14 protein-coding genes and 5 tRNA genes are annotated in these 17,913 nt (G+C 40.3%); 11 read left to right on the top strand and 8 right to left on the bottom strand.

All coding sequences use genetic code 11. The features are described 5' to 3' along the window. Positions 1-46: 46 nt before the first annotated feature. Positions 47-901 carry a bifunctional methylenetetrahydrofolate dehydrogenase/methenyltetrahydrofolate cyclohydrolase FolD gene (folD, locus tag ACFI34_RS09905; RefSeq protein ID WP_008127813.1) on the bottom strand — a complete coding sequence of 285 codons (855 nt, stop codon included), beginning with the start codon at positions 899-901 and terminating at the stop codon, positions 47-49. Between the two features lie 347 nt (positions 902-1,248). On the opposite strand from folD, the gene ACFI34_RS09900 reads away from it, so the two are divergent. The 11 genes from ACFI34_RS09900 (at position 1,249) to ACFI34_RS09850 (ending at position 10,725) form a co-directional block, all read left to right on the top strand. Continuing rightward, positions 1,249-1,325: transfer RNA gene (locus ACFI34_RS09900), tRNA-Pro, on the top strand. A 58-nt stretch (positions 1,326-1,383) separates the two neighbouring features. Beyond that, positions 1,384-1,460 (top strand) — tRNA-Arg (locus ACFI34_RS09895). Positions 1,461-1,483: 23 nt separating this feature from the next. Continuing rightward, positions 1,484-1,559 (top strand) — tRNA-His (locus ACFI34_RS09890). A 13-nt stretch (positions 1,560-1,572) separates the two neighbouring features. Then, a tRNA-Pro gene (locus tag ACFI34_RS09885) sits at positions 1,573-1,649 on the top strand. 71 nt (positions 1,650-1,720) lie between these two features. After that, a tRNA-Pro gene (locus ACFI34_RS09880) sits at positions 1,721-1,797 on the top strand. 357 nt (positions 1,798-2,154) lie between these two features. Further along, positions 2,155-3,459 carry a trigger factor gene (gene tig, locus ACFI34_RS09875; RefSeq protein ID WP_462673355.1) on the top strand — a complete coding sequence of 435 codons (1,305 nt, stop codon included), beginning with the start codon at positions 2,155-2,157 and terminating at the stop codon, positions 3,457-3,459. A gap of 165 nt (positions 3,460-3,624) precedes the next feature. Continuing rightward, positions 3,625-4,242, top strand: a complete 618-nt coding sequence (clpP, locus tag ACFI34_RS09870) for an ATP-dependent Clp endopeptidase proteolytic subunit ClpP (RefSeq protein ID WP_008126622.1) — start codon at positions 3,625-3,627, stop codon at positions 4,240-4,242. A gap of 133 nt (positions 4,243-4,375) precedes the next feature. Further along, positions 4,376-5,659, top strand: a complete 1,284-nt coding sequence (gene clpX, locus ACFI34_RS09865; RefSeq protein WP_058405730.1) for an ATP-dependent protease ATP-binding subunit ClpX — start codon at positions 4,376-4,378, stop codon at positions 5,657-5,659. A 149-nt stretch (positions 5,660-5,808) separates the two neighbouring features. Continuing rightward, a complete protein-coding gene (gene lon, locus ACFI34_RS09860) occupies positions 5,809-8,169 on the top strand; it encodes an endopeptidase La (protein WP_462673354.1) in 2,361 nt (786 codons plus the stop codon). A 192-nt stretch (positions 8,170-8,361) separates the two neighbouring features. After that, a complete protein-coding gene (locus tag ACFI34_RS09855; protein WP_157849304.1) occupies positions 8,362-8,652 on the top strand; it encodes an HU family DNA-binding protein in 291 nt (96 codons plus the stop codon). 171 nt (positions 8,653-8,823) lie between these two features. Further along, entirely contained in the window at positions 8,824-10,725 is a 1,902-nt protein-coding gene (locus ACFI34_RS09850) for a SurA N-terminal domain-containing protein (protein ID WP_462673353.1), read from the top strand. 104 nt (positions 10,726-10,829) lie between these two features. Here the strand turns inward: ACFI34_RS09850 and ACFI34_RS09845 are convergent, their stop codons facing one another. The 7 genes from ACFI34_RS09845 to pspF all read right to left on the bottom strand — a co-directional run bounded on the left by ACFI34_RS09845 (position 10,830) and on the right by pspF (position 17,741). Then, positions 10,830-11,312, bottom strand: coding sequence for a VOC family protein (locus ACFI34_RS09845; protein WP_462673352.1), 483 nt, complete (start codon positions 11,310-11,312; stop codon positions 10,830-10,832). A gap of 73 nt (positions 11,313-11,385) precedes the next feature. Then, a complete protein-coding gene (locus ACFI34_RS09840) occupies positions 11,386-12,147 on the bottom strand; it encodes an ATP-binding cassette domain-containing protein (protein ID WP_276754617.1) in 762 nt (253 codons plus the stop codon). Next, entirely contained in the window at positions 12,147-13,139 is a 993-nt protein-coding gene (locus ACFI34_RS09835) for a peptide ABC transporter ATP-binding protein (RefSeq protein WP_462673351.1), read from the bottom strand. The genes ACFI34_RS09840 and ACFI34_RS09835 overlap by 1 nt, the downstream gene beginning before the upstream one ends. Further along, entirely contained in the window at positions 13,140-14,033 is an 894-nt protein-coding gene (locus tag ACFI34_RS09830) for an ABC transporter permease subunit (protein ID WP_006793652.1), read from the bottom strand. It lies immediately after the preceding gene. Then, complete coding sequence (locus ACFI34_RS09825; protein ID WP_006793651.1) at positions 14,020-15,054, bottom strand: ABC transporter permease; 1,035 nt, start codon at positions 15,052-15,054, stop codon at positions 14,020-14,022. The genes ACFI34_RS09830 and ACFI34_RS09825 overlap by 14 nt, the downstream gene beginning before the upstream one ends. Beyond that, positions 15,054-16,661 carry an ABC transporter substrate-binding protein gene (locus ACFI34_RS09820; protein ID WP_462673350.1) on the bottom strand — a complete coding sequence of 536 codons (1,608 nt, stop codon included), beginning with the start codon at positions 16,659-16,661 and terminating at the stop codon, positions 15,054-15,056. Before ACFI34_RS09820 ends, ACFI34_RS09825 begins: the two co-directional genes overlap by 1 nt. Before the next feature lie 15 nt (positions 16,662-16,676). After that, positions 16,677-17,741, bottom strand: coding sequence for a phage shock protein operon transcriptional activator (pspF, locus tag ACFI34_RS09815; protein ID WP_462673349.1), 1,065 nt, complete (start codon positions 17,739-17,741; stop codon positions 16,677-16,679). Between the last annotated feature and the right edge of the window lie 172 nt (positions 17,742-17,913).

Below are 17,913 nucleotides of genomic sequence, written 5' to 3'. Positions count from 1 at the left end.
TAAAAAAGGGTTGCCGAATGGCAACCCTTTTTTATTTGAATTATATTCAGCTATGATATTTTTCGCATGCTTCTAATGTATTTTCAATTAAGCTGGCCACGGTCATTGGACCAACCCCGCCAGGAACAGGAGTAATAAAGTGAGCTTTTTGCTCTGCAATGCTGTATTCAACGTCGCCTACTAGTTTACCTGTATCTAAACGGTTTATACCTACATCTATAACAATGGCACCTTCTTTTACCCAATCTCCAGGGATAAATTCAGGTTTGCCCACAGCTACAACCAACAGGTCTGCGCGTCGCACATGGGTTTCTAAATCTTGTGTAAACTTATGGCACACAGTAGTCGTACAACCGGCCAGTAATAGCTCTAACGACATAGGGCGGCCCACAATATTTGATGCGCCAACCACAACCGCATGCATGCCTTTATAACGAACACCGGTAGAATCGAGTAAAGTAATAATCCCTTTTGGCGTACAAGGACGAAGCGCAGGCATACGCTGTGCTAAACGACCTATATTGTATGGGTGAAAGCCATCAACGTCTTTGTGTGGTGTAATGCGTTCTAAAATTTTCTCTGCATCGAGTCCATCAGGTAAAGGTAACTGCACCAAAATGCCATCTACTTCAGCATCATTATTTAGCTCATCAATTAAACTTAATAGAGCATCTTCTTTTGTGTCTGCTGGTAAATCAAATGATTTTGAAATAAAACCAACTTCTTCACAGGCTTTACGCTTTGAACCAACATAAACTTGGCTTGCTGGATCAAGTCCTACAAGGACTACTGCAAGTCCGGGGGCGCGTAATCCTTTAGAAACGCGTTCGCTTACGCGTTGTGCAACTGTACTACGTACTTGTTTTGCAATTGCTTTACCATCAATGATGTTTGCCGTCATGGTTGACCTTTAATTGGGGTTAATTAACTAGATACCGATACTTTACAAATGAACGCATAATAAAAAGGGGCATATGCTTATAAAGAAAATAACAACTTTATTTTTCATTTAATATTACCTAAGCCATTTTCGCAGAAAAGCATTGCAGCGCCAAGTTGCTTTTCATCTATATAGTACTAGAGTAATTAAATAGTTTAAATTTCAGTCTTCTATTATAATATTTAGCCATTATGGGCTAAAAATGACCACTTGATTTGTTTTCTTAAAAAAACGTTTGACCTAACCCCGTCAAATCACTATTATGCACCCCGTTGTCAACGAGGTCACTCGTAGAGAATAGTAAGTAACGGCGATTAGCGCAGTTTGGTAGCGCACTTGGTTTGGGTCCAAGGGGTCGCAGGTTCAAATCCTGCATCGCCGACCATTTTTTTATAATTTATTTATAATCGAATAGCTTATTGGTAAACTATGAAGTTTTCGATGCGCCCATAGCTCAGCTGGATAGAGCAACGCCCTTCTAAGGCGTCGGTCGAAGGTTCGAATCCTTCTGGGTGCGCCATTTGAAAACATGTGAATATAGCGGTGATTGTAGCTCAGTTGGTAGAGCCCCGGATTGTGATTCCGGTTGTCGTGGGTTCGAGCCCCATCAGTCACCCCATTTACAAGAATATCGGCGATTAGCGCAGTTTGGTAGCGCACTTGGTTTGGGTCCAAGGGGTCGCAGGTTCAAATCCTGCATCGCCGACCACCTTCTCAAAGTGGTTTTAAACGCTCTGTTTAATTGTTCAGTATGAAAAAAAGAAGCTTAGCCTTCAATGTCGGCGATTAGCGCAGTTTGGTAGCGCACTTGGTTTGGGTCCAAGGGGTCGCAGGTTCAAATCCTGCATCGCCGACCATTTTCTTATTTATAACTCTTCAGTATTTTTTTAAAATCTATTTTACTATTACAACAAACAAAACTCACTTAAACCTCTTAAAACAACAGTTAGCCTGTTTTTTACTCGGTTAGGTGCTGTAGTACCCAATCTACCCCAAATAATTGCCCCCCATACTCGACTATCATAAATATTAGGTTATAATGCCGCGTCTATTGTTTAACATAGTGCCCTAAGGGCAAAGCAGCAATGGTATCTCATGGTAGCGACGGATGCTTTTAAGTGTGAAAAATCGCTTAAACTTTATCAAGACTCATGCAGATCACTTTGTTTGTAAGGAAGGCGAACAGTCGCCAAAATTGAATATTGAGGTAAATCATGCAAGTTTCTGTTGAGACGACCCAAGGCCTTGAGCGCCGTATAACTATCACCGTTCCTGCAGAGAACGTTGAGACCGAAGTAAAAAAACGCCTACAACAACTGTCAAAAACACAGCGTATAGATGGTTTCCGTGCTGGTAAGGTACCTGTATCTGTAATTAACAAGCGTTTTGGCGCTGCAGTTCGTCAAGAAGTTGCTGGCGAAGTAATGCAACGTAACTACATTGAAGCAATCGTTGCTGAAAAAATTAACCCTGCTGGTGCGCCTTCATTCGCTCCTAAATCACTTGAAGCAGGTAAAGATTTAGAATTCTCAGCTACATTTGAAGTTTACCCTGAAGTTGAAGTTCAAGGTTTAGACAAAATTGCTGTTGAAAAACCAGCGGTAACAGTAACTGACGAAGATTTAGCAAACATGCTAGAAACTCTTCGTAAGCAACACGCAGAATGGGCTGAAGTTGATACAGCTGCTGGCGAAAGTGACCGTGTAACAGTTGATTTCGTAGGTACTATCGACGGTGAAGTATTTGAAGGCGGTAAAGCTGATGACTTCCCATTAGAGCTTGGTCAAGGTCGTATGATCCCAGGTTTTGAAGATAACATCGTTGGTAAAAAAGCAGGCGAAGAAGTTGTTGCAGATGTAACATTCCCTGAAGATTACCATGCTGAAAACCTTAAAGGTAAAGCAGCTCAATTCACTATCACAGTGAAAAAAGTAGAAGCGCAAGAGCTTCCTGAATTAAGCGAAGAGTTTGCAACTAAATTCGGTGTTACCGAAGGCGGTGTAGACGCGCTTAAAGAAGAAGTTAAAAAGAACATGACGCGTGAACTTGACCAAGCGGTTAAAGCTAACGTTAAAGACCAAGCAATCAAAGGTCTTTTAGAAAACAACGAAATTGAAGTGCCAAAAGCACTTGTTGATCAAGAAATTGACGCACTACGTCAGCAAGCAGCTCAACGTTTTGGCGGCGACGCTAAAAACATGCCTGAGCTTCCAGCTGAATTGTTCCATGAGCAAGCTGTAACACGCGTTAAAACTGGTCTTTTATTAGGCGAAGTAATCAAAGCTAACGACATTAAAGTTGATGAAGCTAAAGTTGAAGCATTAATTGCAACAGTGGCTTCTGCATACGAAGATCCAACTGAAGTAGTAGAATACTACAAAGCAAATGATCAACTTATGCAACAAATGCGTAATGTTGCAATGGAAGAGCAAGCTGTTGAAGCTATTTTAGCTAAAGCAAATGTTTCAGACGTTGAAAAAGCATTTGATGACATCATGAATCCGCAGCAAGGTGCTTAATAAGTCATTGACTTAAGCTCTCGCTAACGATTAAATGGCTCGTGTTACACTGTTTAAACAGCGTGCCCGGGCCATTTTTAGTTTTTGGCTCTTAATTTGCGAAAAACGATAACTATGCTTCCTTATAATAAGGATAAGTATAAGCGCATAAGGAATTAAATAAGTATGAATACTGGTATTACAGATCCCCTAAATGCATTGGTCCCTATGGTTGTTGAGCAAACACCAAAAGGTGAGCGCTCGTATGATATTTATTCGCGACTTTTAAAAGAGCGTATTATTTTTTTAACAGGCCAAGTTGAAGACAACATGGCAAATCTAATTTTAGCGCAAATGCTATTTTTAGAATCAGAGAACCCTGATAAAGATATTTTCTTATACATAAATTCACCGGGTGGCTCAGTAACTGCTGGCATGGCAATTTACGACACAATGAACTTTATCAAACCTGATGTGAGTACTATTTGTGTAGGACAAGCAGCGAGCATGGGGGCATTTTTGCTTACCGCTGGTGCTAAAGGTAAGCGTTTTTGTTTACCTAACTCACGTGTAATGATCCACCAACCTTTAGGTGGTTTCCAAGGTCAAGCGTCTGATTTTGAAATACACGCCAAAGAAATACTATCTATTAAAGATAAGCTAAATCGCTTAATGGCAGAACACACGGGTCAGCCGTTAGATGTGATTTCGAAAGATACTGATCGTGACAACTTTATGAGTGCTTCAGAAGCTGTAGAGTACGGTTTAGTAGACTCAGTATTTGCAAATCGCGATAAAAAGTAAGCGCTTGGTGAGCAGGGGACCTGTTAATCACTTTTAGTTACTATGCGAAAAACAATAAATTTTGTTATAGTTAAGCGTATTGAAATAGCCACCATCAATTTTGGTGGCCAACGTAATAAGATGAGGTAGCTGAATGTCTGACACTCCTACAGACGGCGACAAAAGTAATAAATTGTTATACTGCTCTTTTTGTGGCAAGAGCCAGCACGAAGTACGCAAATTAATTGCAGGCCCTTCAGTATATGTTTGTGATGAATGTGTAGAGTTGTGTAACGATATTATCAGGGAAGAGATCAAAGATATTGCTCCTAAGCATGACTCGTCTGATAAACTACCTGTTCCAAAAGAAATTCGAAAACACCTAGACGACTACGTTATCGGCCAAGACCATGCGAAAAAAGTATTGTCTGTTGCTGTTTACAACCATTATAAACGTCTACGTAATCAATCAACCAAGCAAGACATTGAGCTTAGTAAAAGTAATATTTTGCTAATAGGCCCAACTGGTAGTGGTAAAACATTATTAGCCGAGACGCTAGCTCGTTTACTTGATGTACCATTCACAATGGCTGATGCAACGACACTTACTGAAGCAGGTTACGTGGGTGAGGATGTAGAAAACATTATTCAAAAACTATTGCAAAAATGTGATTACGATGTGGAAAAAGCACAGCGTGGCATTGTGTACATTGATGAAATAGATAAAATTTCTCGCAAATCAGATAACCCATCAATCACGCGTGATGTATCGGGTGAAGGTGTGCAGCAAGCATTACTCAAACTGATTGAAGGTACAATTGCTTCTGTACCTCCCCAAGGGGGGCGTAAACATCCACAACAAGAATTTTTGCAAGTAGATACTTCTAAAATCTTGTTTATTTGTGGTGGTGCGTTCTCAGGGCTTGATAAAGTAATTGAGCAACGTAGCCATAAAAATACTGGTATTGGCTTTGGCGTTAGTGTTAAAGAGTCTGCTGAGGCACGTTCTTTAAGCGAGACGTTTAAAGACGTAGAACCTGAAGATTTAGTAAAATACGGTTTAATACCTGAATTTATTGGCCGTTTACCAGTTGTTGCTACACTCACAGAGTTAGATGAAGCCGCTTTGGTACAAATTCTAAGTGAGCCTAAAAATGCTATCACTAAGCAGTTCTCAGTATTGTTTGGTATGGAAGATGTAGAGCTTGAGTTCCGTGATGATGCTTTATCTGCTATCGCTCACAAAGCAATGGTTCGTAAAACCGGTGCACGTGGTCTTCGCTCTATCGTAGAAGGTATTTTACTAGATACCATGTACGAACTTCCATCTATGGACGATGTGAGTAAAGTGGTTATTGACGAAACGGTAATTAAAGGTGAGTCAGACCCAATCTTGATATATGAAAATAATAATCAAGATAAAGCTGCATCTGAATAGTTTTTAAGCTATTTGCATTGAAAAGGAGCCTAAGGCTCCTTTTTTTATAATTAATTTAAACGAGTCGGGGAAAATTGTTGAACTTTAATGTGGTTATCCCCATATACTTGAGTAATCTTTTAAATAAATGAAGTGCGAAGAGAAATATAATGACGCTTGAGAGAACCGACCAAGTCGAAATCCCAGTGCTAGCACTGCGCGATGTTGTGGTGTACCCACACATGGTGATCCCGCTTTTTGTAGGCCGTGAAAAATCAATAAAATGCCTTGAAGCGGCAATGGATAAAGACAAACAAATTTTCTTGGTTGCACAAAAAGATGCAACTGTAGACGAACCAGAGCAAGATGATATTTATCGCATTGGTACTATTGCAACTGTACTTCAATTATTAAAACTCCCTGACGGGACAGTAAAAGTATTGGTAGAAGGCACACAGCGCGCTGAAATCAAAGACTTCGCTGATAATGACGAGTTTTTTGTTGCCGATGCTCAATTTATTGAATCAGATTTAATTGATGAACAAGAGCAAGATGTATTTATTCGAAGTGCAATTAGCCAATTTGAAGGCTATGTAAAGCTCAATAAAAAAATTCCACCAGAAGTGCTCACTTCGGTATCAGGTATTGATGAACCGGCGCGACTTGCAGACACAATGGCTGCGCATATGCCGTTAAAAGTGCCTGAAAAACAAAAAGTGCTAGAAATTTCAAGCGTGACAGAGCGTTTAGAATACCTAATGGCCCTGATGGAAGGTGAAATCGACTTATTGCAGGTTGAGAAGAAAATCCGTACCCGCGTTAAAAAGCAGATGGAAAAATCTCAGCGCGAGTATTACCTCAACGAGCAGATGAAAGCCATTCAAAAAGAGCTTGGTGAACTTGATGATGTTCCTGATGAATTTGAAGCGCTCAAAAAGCGCATTGAAGAGTCGGGCATGTCATCAGAAGCGCAAGAAAAAGCGACGACAGAACTTAATAAACTTAAGATGATGTCGCCAATGTCAGCTGAGGCAACGGTTGTACGTTCTTACATCGACACATTAATTAACGTGCCATGGAAAAAACGTTCAAAAGTTAAAAAAGATTTGGCTGGTGCACAAAAAATATTAGACAGCGAACACCATGGTCTTGATAAAGTAAAAGAACGTATTTTGGAGTACCTAGCGGTACAACAGCGTACTAACAAGCTTAAAGGGCCAATTTTGTGCCTTGTAGGACCTCCAGGTGTAGGTAAAACATCACTTGGTCAGTCTATTGCCCGTTCTACTGGCCGTAAGTATATTCGTATGGCGTTAGGCGGTGTTCGTGATGAAGCCGAAATCCGAGGCCATCGTAGAACGTATATTGGTTCTATGCCTGGTAAGCTAATTCAAAACATGACAAAAGTAGGGGTCAAAAACCCACTATTTTTATTAGATGAAATCGACAAAATGTCTTCAGATATGCGCGGCGACCCAGCTTCAGCATTGTTAGAAGTACTGGATCCTGAGCAAAACAGCCATTTTGCTGATCATTATCTTGAAGTCGATTTTGATTTATCGGATGTTATGTTTGTCGCTACTTCGAATAGCTTTAACATCCCTGGTCCTCTTTTAGACCGTATGGAAGTTATTCGTTTGTCAGGTTACACAGAAGACGAAAAGCTTAATATCGCAAAAGAGCACCTGATCACTAAGCAAGTAAAGCGTAATGGCTTAAAAGACAACGAGATTGAAATAGACGATAGTGCAATTATCGGCATTATTCGCTATTACACACGTGAAGCGGGTGTACGTAATCTAGAGCGAGAAATTTCTAAGTTGTGCCGTAAAGCTGTCAAAAATATTCTGATTGAAAAAGACATTAAAACGGTGACTATTAATCAAGATAATTTAGAAGAGTACCTAGGCGTTCAACGTTTTGACTATGGTAAAGCAGAAGACGGTGATCGAATTGGTCAAGTTACAGGTCTTGCATGGACTGAGGTTGGTGGTGATTTACTGACAATCGAATGTGCAGCCGTGCCAGGAAAAGGTAAATTGACTTACACCGGTTCACTTGGCGATGTAATGCAAGAGTCGATTCAAGCAGCAATGACTGTGGTGCGTAATCGTGCTGATACTTTTCGCATTAACAGTGATTTTTATGAAAAGCGTGACATTCATGTTCACGTTCCTGAAGGTGCAACACCAAAAGATGGCCCAAGTGCTGGTGCAGCCATGGTGACTGGACTGGTGTCGAGTTTAACAGGTAACCCAGTTAAAGCTGATGTTGCTATGACTGGCGAAATAACGCTTCGTGGCGAAGTTCTGCCTATTGGTGGCTTAAAAGAGAAGTTACTAGCTGCGCACCGTGGTGGAATAAAAACCGTTATTATTCCAAAAATTAACGAACGTGACTTAAAAGAGATCCCAGATAACGTACTGGCAGGTCTTGATATTCACCCAGTGACATGGATCGATGAGGTGTTAAAACTTGCTTTGGTACATCCTGTTGAGAGTTTTTCAGTCGAAACAGAGAAAAAGCAGTAAAAAACGTAAAAAAAGTGCTTTTTAGGGCTTTTCAAATCTAAACGGTATGATAAGTTAAGCACTGGTTTTCAAGCCTAGGCCTTATGTGGCCTAGGCTTAAGAAAAATATAATCATGTGAGCATTACAAGTTTGCTCTAAAATTTTCAAAAAAGTGATGTTAGTTTAAAAAACCATCGCTCTTGATAATAACAATGAAAGAGGATGATATTGTGAATAAATCTCAATTAATCGATCAAATCGCAGCTGATGCTGACATTTCTAAAGCGGCTGCAGGTCGTGCACTTGATTCATTCATCGAATCTGTATCTGGCGCGCTTAAAGATGGCGACTCAGTTGCACTTGTTGGTTTTGGTACTTTCTCAGTACGTGAACGTGCTGCACGAGCTGGCCGTAACCCACAAACTGGTGAAACTATTCAAATTGCTGCTGCAAACATTCCAGCTTTCAAAGCCGGTAAAGCGCTTAAAGACGCAGTAAACTAATCAATAGTTTAAACAGATTAGTTATGGCGAAAGTAAAGTTACTTAATCAGCCTAACAGTTGAGTTGAATAACTTTACCGCTAGTTACTTCAAGTGAAAAAGCGTATCTGGTAAGATACGCTTTTTTTACATGTGACAAGGTATTGAGCCTTGATCAAAAAGAGATAAACAAATGCTTGAGAAAATCAGAGAAGGTTCGCAAGGACCTGTAGCCAAAATAATTTTAGGCGCGGTGATTTTATCTTTTGCTTTAGCAGGGATCGGTAGTTACCTAGGTCAAACCACGGAACAACCTGTTGCTGAAGTAAACGGAGTTAAAATTAGCCAAACGGAATTTAACCGCGCGTACCAAAACGAACGTAATCGTTTAGAGCAACAATTTGGTGAGTACTTTACACAAATTGCTGCAGATCCAAATTATATGGCACAAATTCGCCAAGGTGTAATTGACCGCTTAGTACAACAAGAATTGCAATCACAGCTAGCGGCAGAATTAGGCCTTCGCGTAAGCGATGATACAGTTCGTAAAACAATTTTAGAATTACCTTATTTTCAGCTTGGCGATAAATTTAATAACGATCGTTATTTACAAGTAATTCGTCAAATGAACTTCCAACCAGATACTTTTCGTGAATACCTTCGCGAAGACATGACACGCAGTCAGTTAGTATCAGCAGTTGCAGGCACAGACTTTGCGCTTGAAAGCGAGCTTAAAAGTGCTATTGCTCTTCAACAACAAACTCGCAGCATTGACTACTTAATAATTAATAAAGAGTCGCTTGCAGATAATGTTGAAGTATCAGAGCAAGAAGTTTCAGATTACTATGACCTAAATGCATCGCAGTTTTTATCACCAGAACTTATCTCGGTGAACTATGTCGAGTTGAAAGCTGAAAATATTGTTGTTGGTTCAGTGACTGAAGAAGATGTGAAAGCGTCTTATGAGCAAAATAAGGCGCAATATGTTGAGCCTGAAAAACGCCGTGTGTCACACATATTAATAGATAACAGTGAAGACGATGATGCAGCTAAAGCCAAAGTCGATGTGCTTTATGCTGAGCTTCAACAAGGTGCAGACTTTGCTGAACTCGCAGAGTCTTCATCTGATGATATCGTTAGCGCAGAGATGGGCGGTGACCTTGATTGGATTGAACGTGATGTAATGGATCCTGCATTTGAAGATGCAGCATTTTCACTTGAAGCGAAAGGTGATTTTTCAGAAGTGGTTGCGTCAGAGTTCGGTTATCACATCATTAAACTGACTGATATTCAGCCACAACAAGTTAAACCATTTGATGATGTAAAAGCGGACTTACGTGCTGAATTAGAGCGTGCTGCAAAAATTGATGCATTTTACGATAAGCAAACCGAAATGGGTGCAATTGCGTTTGAAATTTCAGATCGTTTAGATGATGCTGCAGAAGTTGCTGAACTAGAAGTTCAGTCAACACCTCTTTTAGCGTTGAACGCTTTACCTGAGCCGTTAAATACACCGGCTGTCATTACTGCACTCACATCTGTTGACTTACTTGAAGACAAAGTTAACTCTGAGGTTATTGAGTTGGGCGATGAGCACATTGTTATTGTGCGTATTAACGAGCATCAGCCAGCGTCAACTAAACCATTAAGTGATGTAAGTGAACAGATTAAAACACGCTTGGTAAATGACAAGACATCTGAGCTTGCCAAAGATAAAGCACGTAGTTTGTTTGCTGAAATTCAAGCAGGTAAAAGTTTGAATGATATTGCAACTGAGCAAGGCTTAACGCTTCGTCAAGAGTCACAACTAAATCGTCAAAGTTTTGCTGTCTCGCCAGCGATTGTTACTCAGGCATTTAAAATGGCTCACCCAGCAGATACTGCAGTGGTAGATGTTGTTGACTTAAATAACGGTGATGCAGCGATTGTTGCACTTAACTCAGTGACAGATGCTACAGTAACGGCTGATATTGACCCACAAGCTAAACAAAGCATTACAATGGCTCAAGCGAACAAAAACTATATGGTTTTCATAGAGTCGCTTAAAGCTAAAGCTGAACTTAATTTACCAGTAGTTGAACAAGCTGCTGAATAAGTTAATTTTGGTTATTAAAAAAGGCGCTTATGAGCGCCTTTTTTATTGTTTTAAATTCGAGTGTGTTTATACCACTGCGTAATAATACCAATCATTTTAGGGCGCTAGATAGGCCTCGCAATAAATTCAATACGGTTACCGCTAGGCTCTCTTATCATCATGTGCTGCGCAGGGCCTTTACCTAAATTCTCTGGTGCAAATTCTATAGTAATATTATTTTGCATTTTTAAGTGCTTATGCAGCTTGCTTAACTTTTCAATACTCTCAACACTGAGTGCTAAATGGTGTAGACCCACATTTTCTGCTCGGTTAAACTCTACACGTTTTTCATTATTCTTAATTCGCCACAATGTAATGGTTGTTTTTTTATTAGATAAAAAGTACGCAGGATAAGTCGGATCATTTCCCAGCACTTTAAAACCAAGCACATCAGTAAAAAAAACTTTAGATGAATTTAAATCTGAAACAGTTAAACCTAAATGATCGATTCCGCCAACCCAGTTTTTAACTTTGTTAGGGGGCTCGGCAATAGCAGACGCTGATAAAATCAGTAGGGGAGTAATACTAAGTAGTGTGTGTTTGATCATGGAGTGGCCTTGTTAAAAAGTAAAAGTTAATAACAAGACCTTCTAAAATGCACTTACATAACAAAAAATTGCATTAACAGCTTAATAGACGCTGCGTTATTTTTGACTGAGGGTTATTAAATACATTTTCTGTTAAACCATACTCAACCACCTCGCCTTTATCTAGCACAATGACTTGATCACTAATATGGCGTACTAAACTAAGGTGATGGGTGATCATGACATAAGTTAGACCCGTTTCACGTTGTAACTTGAGTAATAAATTTACTATTTGGGCACGTATAGAAGGGTCTAAAGACGATACGGCTTCATCGAGTACCATCACCTTAGGATCTAAAATAAGCGCCCTGGCAAAAGCCACACGTTGTAATTGGCCAACACTGAACATATGTGGATAGTAATGTTGGTGATCGACTAGCAATCCAACTTTAGAGAGTGTTGTATTTATTTTTTCTGAGCGTTCTTCTTCATCAAAGTCCGTATTGTATTGCAAGCAATCATCAAGCATGTCGCCAATAGTTAAACCTGGGTTTAACGACGCCCCTGAGTCTTGAAAAATCATTCTAATGTGACGACATTGGTTATCACGAATACCGTTATCTTCTATTACATTGCCTTCAAGTAATATTTGCCCAGCGTTTGCACTATCGGCACCGGCAAGTAACTTAGCTAATGTACTTTTCCCCGAGCCTGTTTCACCAATTACGGCAATGGTTTCACCTTTACCAATACAAAATGAAATGTTTTTTAGCACTTCAAACTTTTTGCGTTTAAACAAACCCGCTCGCACATCAAATGTTTTCGATAGCGCTTGTACTTTGAGAGTAGGCTGCATTACTTCACCTCCTTTATAAGCGGAAAGTGACAAGCATAGCTGTGCCCACTGTTTTTAGTGAGAGCTGGTGTAACTACACATTCTTTTTGTGCTTGTGGGCAACGTGGCCCAAGTCGGCAACCAATTGGTAAATGTTGTAATGTAGGAATAGTACCTTTAAGGGCATAAAACGGTTCTTTATGAGCTAAGCCTTGCTCGTAATCTGGCAAGCTTTTCAAAAGTGCTTGGGTGTATGGATGGCGAGGTTGCTTAAATATTTTATGTGTTGGACCTGCTTCAACCATTTGCCCGCAATATAAAACATGAATCCCATGAGACCAATCAGCAATCTCTTCAAGCTCGTGTGAAATCATTAAAATAGACATATTCTTGAGTTGATTAAGGCTTTTTAATAACCTAAACACTTGCGCACGGGTAGTACTCTCAAGTGCTGTAGTCGGCTCATCAGCAATTAATAGCTTAGGTGTTCGGGCGATTGCCATTGCAATCATTACCTTTTGGCACACACCTTCTGAGAGCTCATGAGGGTAGCTATCCAGTACCGCTTCATGGTTTTTAATACCAACTTTATGGATAAGTGCTTTAACGCGGTCTTTTCGCTCGCGATTTCGTTTTAAAAAGAACCCCTTGCGAGCGACTTCAGGTAAGGTTTCAGCAATTTGATTAAAAATCTTCGCTGTAGGGTCAAGGCAACGGCTAGGATCTTGATAGATCATTGCAATATCTTTGCTAACCGTTTGTCTGCGTTGCTCCGGAGTTAGGCGCATTAGGTCAACACCACGCCAGTGAATTCTATCAGCGGTTATATTCCAGCGTTCGTTCAATACACCTACAATTGCTTTTGCTATTAGGCTTTTACCTGAGCCTGACTCACCTACAAGCGCATGCACTTCACCTTCTTTTAAGCTAAAGCTGACCCTATCAACTGCCCTTATAACTGTTTCTGAAGTGCGCAGTTCAATGGTTAAATTTCTAACATCTAATAATTGCATTTAATCGGCCTTGCGCTCTTTTAGCACTTGTCTAAGTCCATCGCCTACTAAATTGGTCGATAATACCGCTAAAAATAATAATACGCCTGGTAAGGCAACCGTCCAAGGTGCTAAATAAATTAGGCCAAGGTTTTCTGCCAATATGGCACCCCATTCAGTGGTTGGGGGTTGTGCGCCTAACTTTAAAAAACCCAACGCAGAAATATCTAGTATGGCCGTAGACAGTGCCATAGTAAAAATAACCACTATGTGTTCATAAATATTAGGAAAAATACCGCGCGATATAATATGCCAATTTGAAGCGCCGTCGAGTTTAAACGCCGTAATGTAATCTTTGCTTAACTCTTCTACTATTAAGTTTCTAATAGAGTGAATAAACTGCGGTAGTAAGGCTAAAATAATTGCCCATACTGTATTCATCAAGCCCGGGCCTAATACTGCAATAATGATAATAGCCAATAATAAAGACGGTATTGAAAGGGTGATATCAAGTAAATGGTTTAAAAAGCTTGAACGCATACCTCTACTAATACCAGCAAATGTGCCGACTAATACACCAATTATGGTAGTCAATAATGCAGCGACGACCGATAAACCAAATGTATAGGTTGCGCCGTTCATTAAACGCGACAACACATCACGTCCTAAATCATCAGTGCCTAAAATAAAACGCACATCGCCCATTTCTCGCCACGAGGGTGGAATAAGTAGCGCATCACTGTGCTGCTGGTTTACCCCATAAGGCGCTAAAAATGGTGCGCTGGCAGCGAGTAAGGCAAATGCCAAAAACACCCATAAACCAACAAGAGCAGGGTGATTGTTTTTAAATTTTCGCCAAAATCGCGCCAGTGGCGATTTATTCGACTCTTCAGAAAATACCTTAAACTTTGCCATGGGCTTGGTTCCGTGAGAGTGGGTCGAATAAACTATAAAGAAGTTCGGTTGTTATAGTGGCTAAAATAACAAATAAAGATACAGCCATTAGGCCTCCCTGAATTGCAGGAAAGTCGCGCTGGTAAATACTGTCTATCAACCAGCGGCCAATACCAGGCCACGAAAAAATAACTTCGGTGATCATAGCAAGCGTTATCAGTGTACTGAATTGCAAACCAATTTTTTTAATTACCGGTAAAAGCGCATTGCGCAGTGCATGATGCATGATTAATTGACGTCGGTTTAACCCCTTCGCGCGTGCTGTTTTAATAAAATTTTGATCCATTATTTTCAACATTGATTCGCGGGTAAATCTTACAAGCACTGTGGTTGGGTATGTGGCAAGCACAATTGTGGGCAAAGTTAAGTGGTGTAATGCATCTACAAATGCCATTCCTTTATACGGAAAGCCGGCTAGCATGATATCAATGAGCATAAACCCGCTGGCCGCTGGAATTTCATAAAGAAGCCCCATTCTACCCGACATAGGAAACCATCCCAATTTGAGCGAAAAAATCATAATTAGTAATAAAGCTAACCAGAATACAGGCATAGAATAGCCCACAATGGTGGTTGAATTAATAAGCTTATCTGGCCAGCGATTGTAATAGGCTGAGCCTAAAATACCTGCAGGCACGCCAACAAATATAGAGACAATAAGTGCATACACACTAAGCTCTAATGTCGCTGGTAATAAATCAAGAATATGTGAAAAAACATTGTCGCCAGAGGCAAACGATAATCCCCAATCCCCCTGAAAAACTCGGCCTAAGAAGGCGAGGTATTGCATAAAATAATTACTGTTGTAAAAGTATTTATCTTCTAGTTGCGTATTTTGAGAAAAATTATTACTCGGAACACCACTTAAGTTACTTAATGGATCACCAGGGAATAAGTACGCCAACGAAAACGTAAAAATACTGAGCATGAGCAGCATAAAAAGTAATAAACCAAGGCGGCGTAAAATATAATCGAGAATCATTATTTTTTCCTCGCATTGGCTAACGAAATAGCCCCAAATGGGCCAAGTTCTATGCCGTCTACATCGGCACTGCTTGCTTGAAAGCGTAACCCATGAGCAATGGGCAACAAGGGCAATTCAGCCATGATAAGCGACTGCACATCTGCGTAGTATTTTTTTCGCATATTTAAGTCTGTCGTATCGAGTGCTTGCGCCAGTAATAGATCAAATTTAGGGTTGCACCAATTGGCCGGGTTTTTGCCACTAAATGTTGCTGAGCAGCTCAATAACGGGCTAAAGAAGTTATCGGGGTCTGGCGTATCTGCTGCCCAGCCGAGGAGTACGCTATCGTGTCTATGTTCACCAATTCGCTGAATAAACGTATTCCACTCGTATTCTACAATACTTACGTTAACACCCACTTTGCGTAAGTCACTTTGCATTAATTCAGCCATTTTACGTGCATTGGGGTTATAAATACGACTCACTGGCATGGCCCAAATATTCATATCAAACCCATTAGGAAAGCCGGCTTCAGCGAGTAGTTTTTTAGCAAGGTCAGGGTCAAATGATGGCATACTTGTTTGAGCGTTAAAAGCCCAGGAGGTTGGTGGTAACATCGACTCTGCACGTGTTCCGTTACCGTAATATACCGCTTGCATTATTTTATCTGTATCAATGGCATGTGCAAGCGCCTTGCGTACGCGAATATCATCAAAGGGGGGGCGCTCTGTATTAAAGGCCCAGTAGCCAACATTGAGGTTGGTTTCTTTTTCAATATTTATATCGTCGCGCTGGGCTAAAATACTTAATTGTGCGCTACTTGGGTGCGCAGCTAAATCGCACTCCTTAGTTAACAGCTTTGCAATGCGTGCTGTGCCATTAGGGGTAATATCGTAAACAAGTTGTTCAAGGGCAACGTCGTGTTTCCAATAATCGGGGTTACGGTAAAAGCGGACTAAATTATCTCGTCGATATTCACGATAAATATAAGGACCAGTGCCCACAGGGTATTGATCAAATAATTCTTCTTGCTCTGCCGCTTTGCGTTTCATTGCATACTCGGCCGATAAAACAACCGCAAAGTCAGTGGCCATGTTAGCTAAAAAACTACTTTCAGCATTAAACAACTCAAATCTAACTTGGTGGTCAGATACGCGAACAATCTTACGAATGAGCTGATCAACGCCTACACTTTGAAAATAAGGGTAACTGGCATCACCCACAAAATGATAAGGGTTGTACACATCAAATAAGCGACTAAAGGTAAAAATCACGTCATCGGCATTAAAAGTGCGGCTAGGTGTAAAGTATGCGGTGGTATGAAATGGCACGTCTTTTCGAAGAGTAAAGGTGACCGATTTACCATCTTTACTTACTTTCCAATCTGTTGCGAGTTCGCTTTGAAACTCAGCAGTAACCGGATCAATACTTATTAAGCGGTCATAGAGCTGATTGGCAATAATATCAATAGTTGAGCCTGTGGTTGTCACTTGTGGGTTAAACGACACAGGGTTTGCCTCGGCGCAATAGACCAAGCCTTGGTTTTTTTCTTCAATAACGCGTTCTTCACTATCTAAGCAGCCAACTAAAGTGCCTGCTAGTAAAGCAAGTAAAAATTTATGCACACGCATAACCTCTAACTATTGTTGATCCAACAAATTGTATTTTTTTAGATACCCACGTAATTGATGATACGTTAAACCAAGGACTTCTGCAGTTTTCTTTTGATTAAATTGGCTATGCTCAAGCGCTTTGTTAATCATATTTATTTCAAATTCATTTGAGCGTTCTTTTAAGCTACAAGGAAATTGAATATCAGTCTCTACTTTTTGCTCAGAAACATTTGTAGGCGCTGCAACAGGAACAGGCTCAGCACTAATATGTTGAGGGGCTATTGGGGCTTTAATACGCGCTTTAGGTCTAAATGGACTTTCGAATGGGTCCAAAATAATCTGGTGAACGGGAATATGTTCACTTCCGTGGCGATATAAGCTACGTTCAACCACATTTTTAAGCTCACGAATATTACCAGGCCAGTTATACGATAAAAGCGTTTCTGTAGCGCTTCGAGTGAACCCGCTAAATAGCTCCCACTCTAAATCGCGTGCCATGTTCATCGCAAATTGCTCTGCGAGCAGCATAATATCGTCTTGACGTTCACGCAGTGGGGGAAGCGTTATTACATCAAATGCTAATCTATCAAGTAAATCACTTCTAAACTCACCTTGTTCAGCAAGGTATGGTAAGTCTTCATTGGTGGCGCATACTAGGCGAGTATCGACTTTTACAGTTTGCTTACCGCCTACTCTTTCAAACTCACCATATTCTATAACGCGTAGGAGTTTTTCTTGTACCATGGCTGATGTATTTGCTAATTCATCCAAAAATAGTGTACCGCTGTTAGCACGTTCAAAACGGCCTTCGTGACGTTTACTGGCCCCTGTAAATGCGCCGCTTTCATGACCAAACAATTCACTTTCGAGCAGGTTTTCGTTCAAGGCAGCACAATTTAGTTTTACGTAGTTTTGATCCCAACGTTTAGACAAAAAATGCAGGCGGGCAGCTATAAGCTCTTTACCTGTGCCTCGTTCGCCAATAATAAGCACCGGCTTATCTAGATTAGCTAGCTGCGATACTTGATCCAATACAGATAAAAAGCTGTCAGATTGGCCCAGTAAATTGTCTTGTTGGCGATATTGGCTCATATTCCCTAAGTCTTAGTCATTTTTACTAACTGTTAGTGTATTTCATTATTATGAATAACTAAAGTAATTTGTATATTTAGTTTAACTTAATGAAAATACAGTATTTTTTAGTTTTTTAAAAAGTTGGCAAGCATATTGATACTAATTAAAGCAGACTAACTACGTTTTAATT

This window comes from Pseudoalteromonas sp. PSi26, from assembly GCF_054960575.1.
Note: the sequence above shows the minus strand (reverse complement) of the source record. Positions and strands in the feature narration are given on the sequence as shown.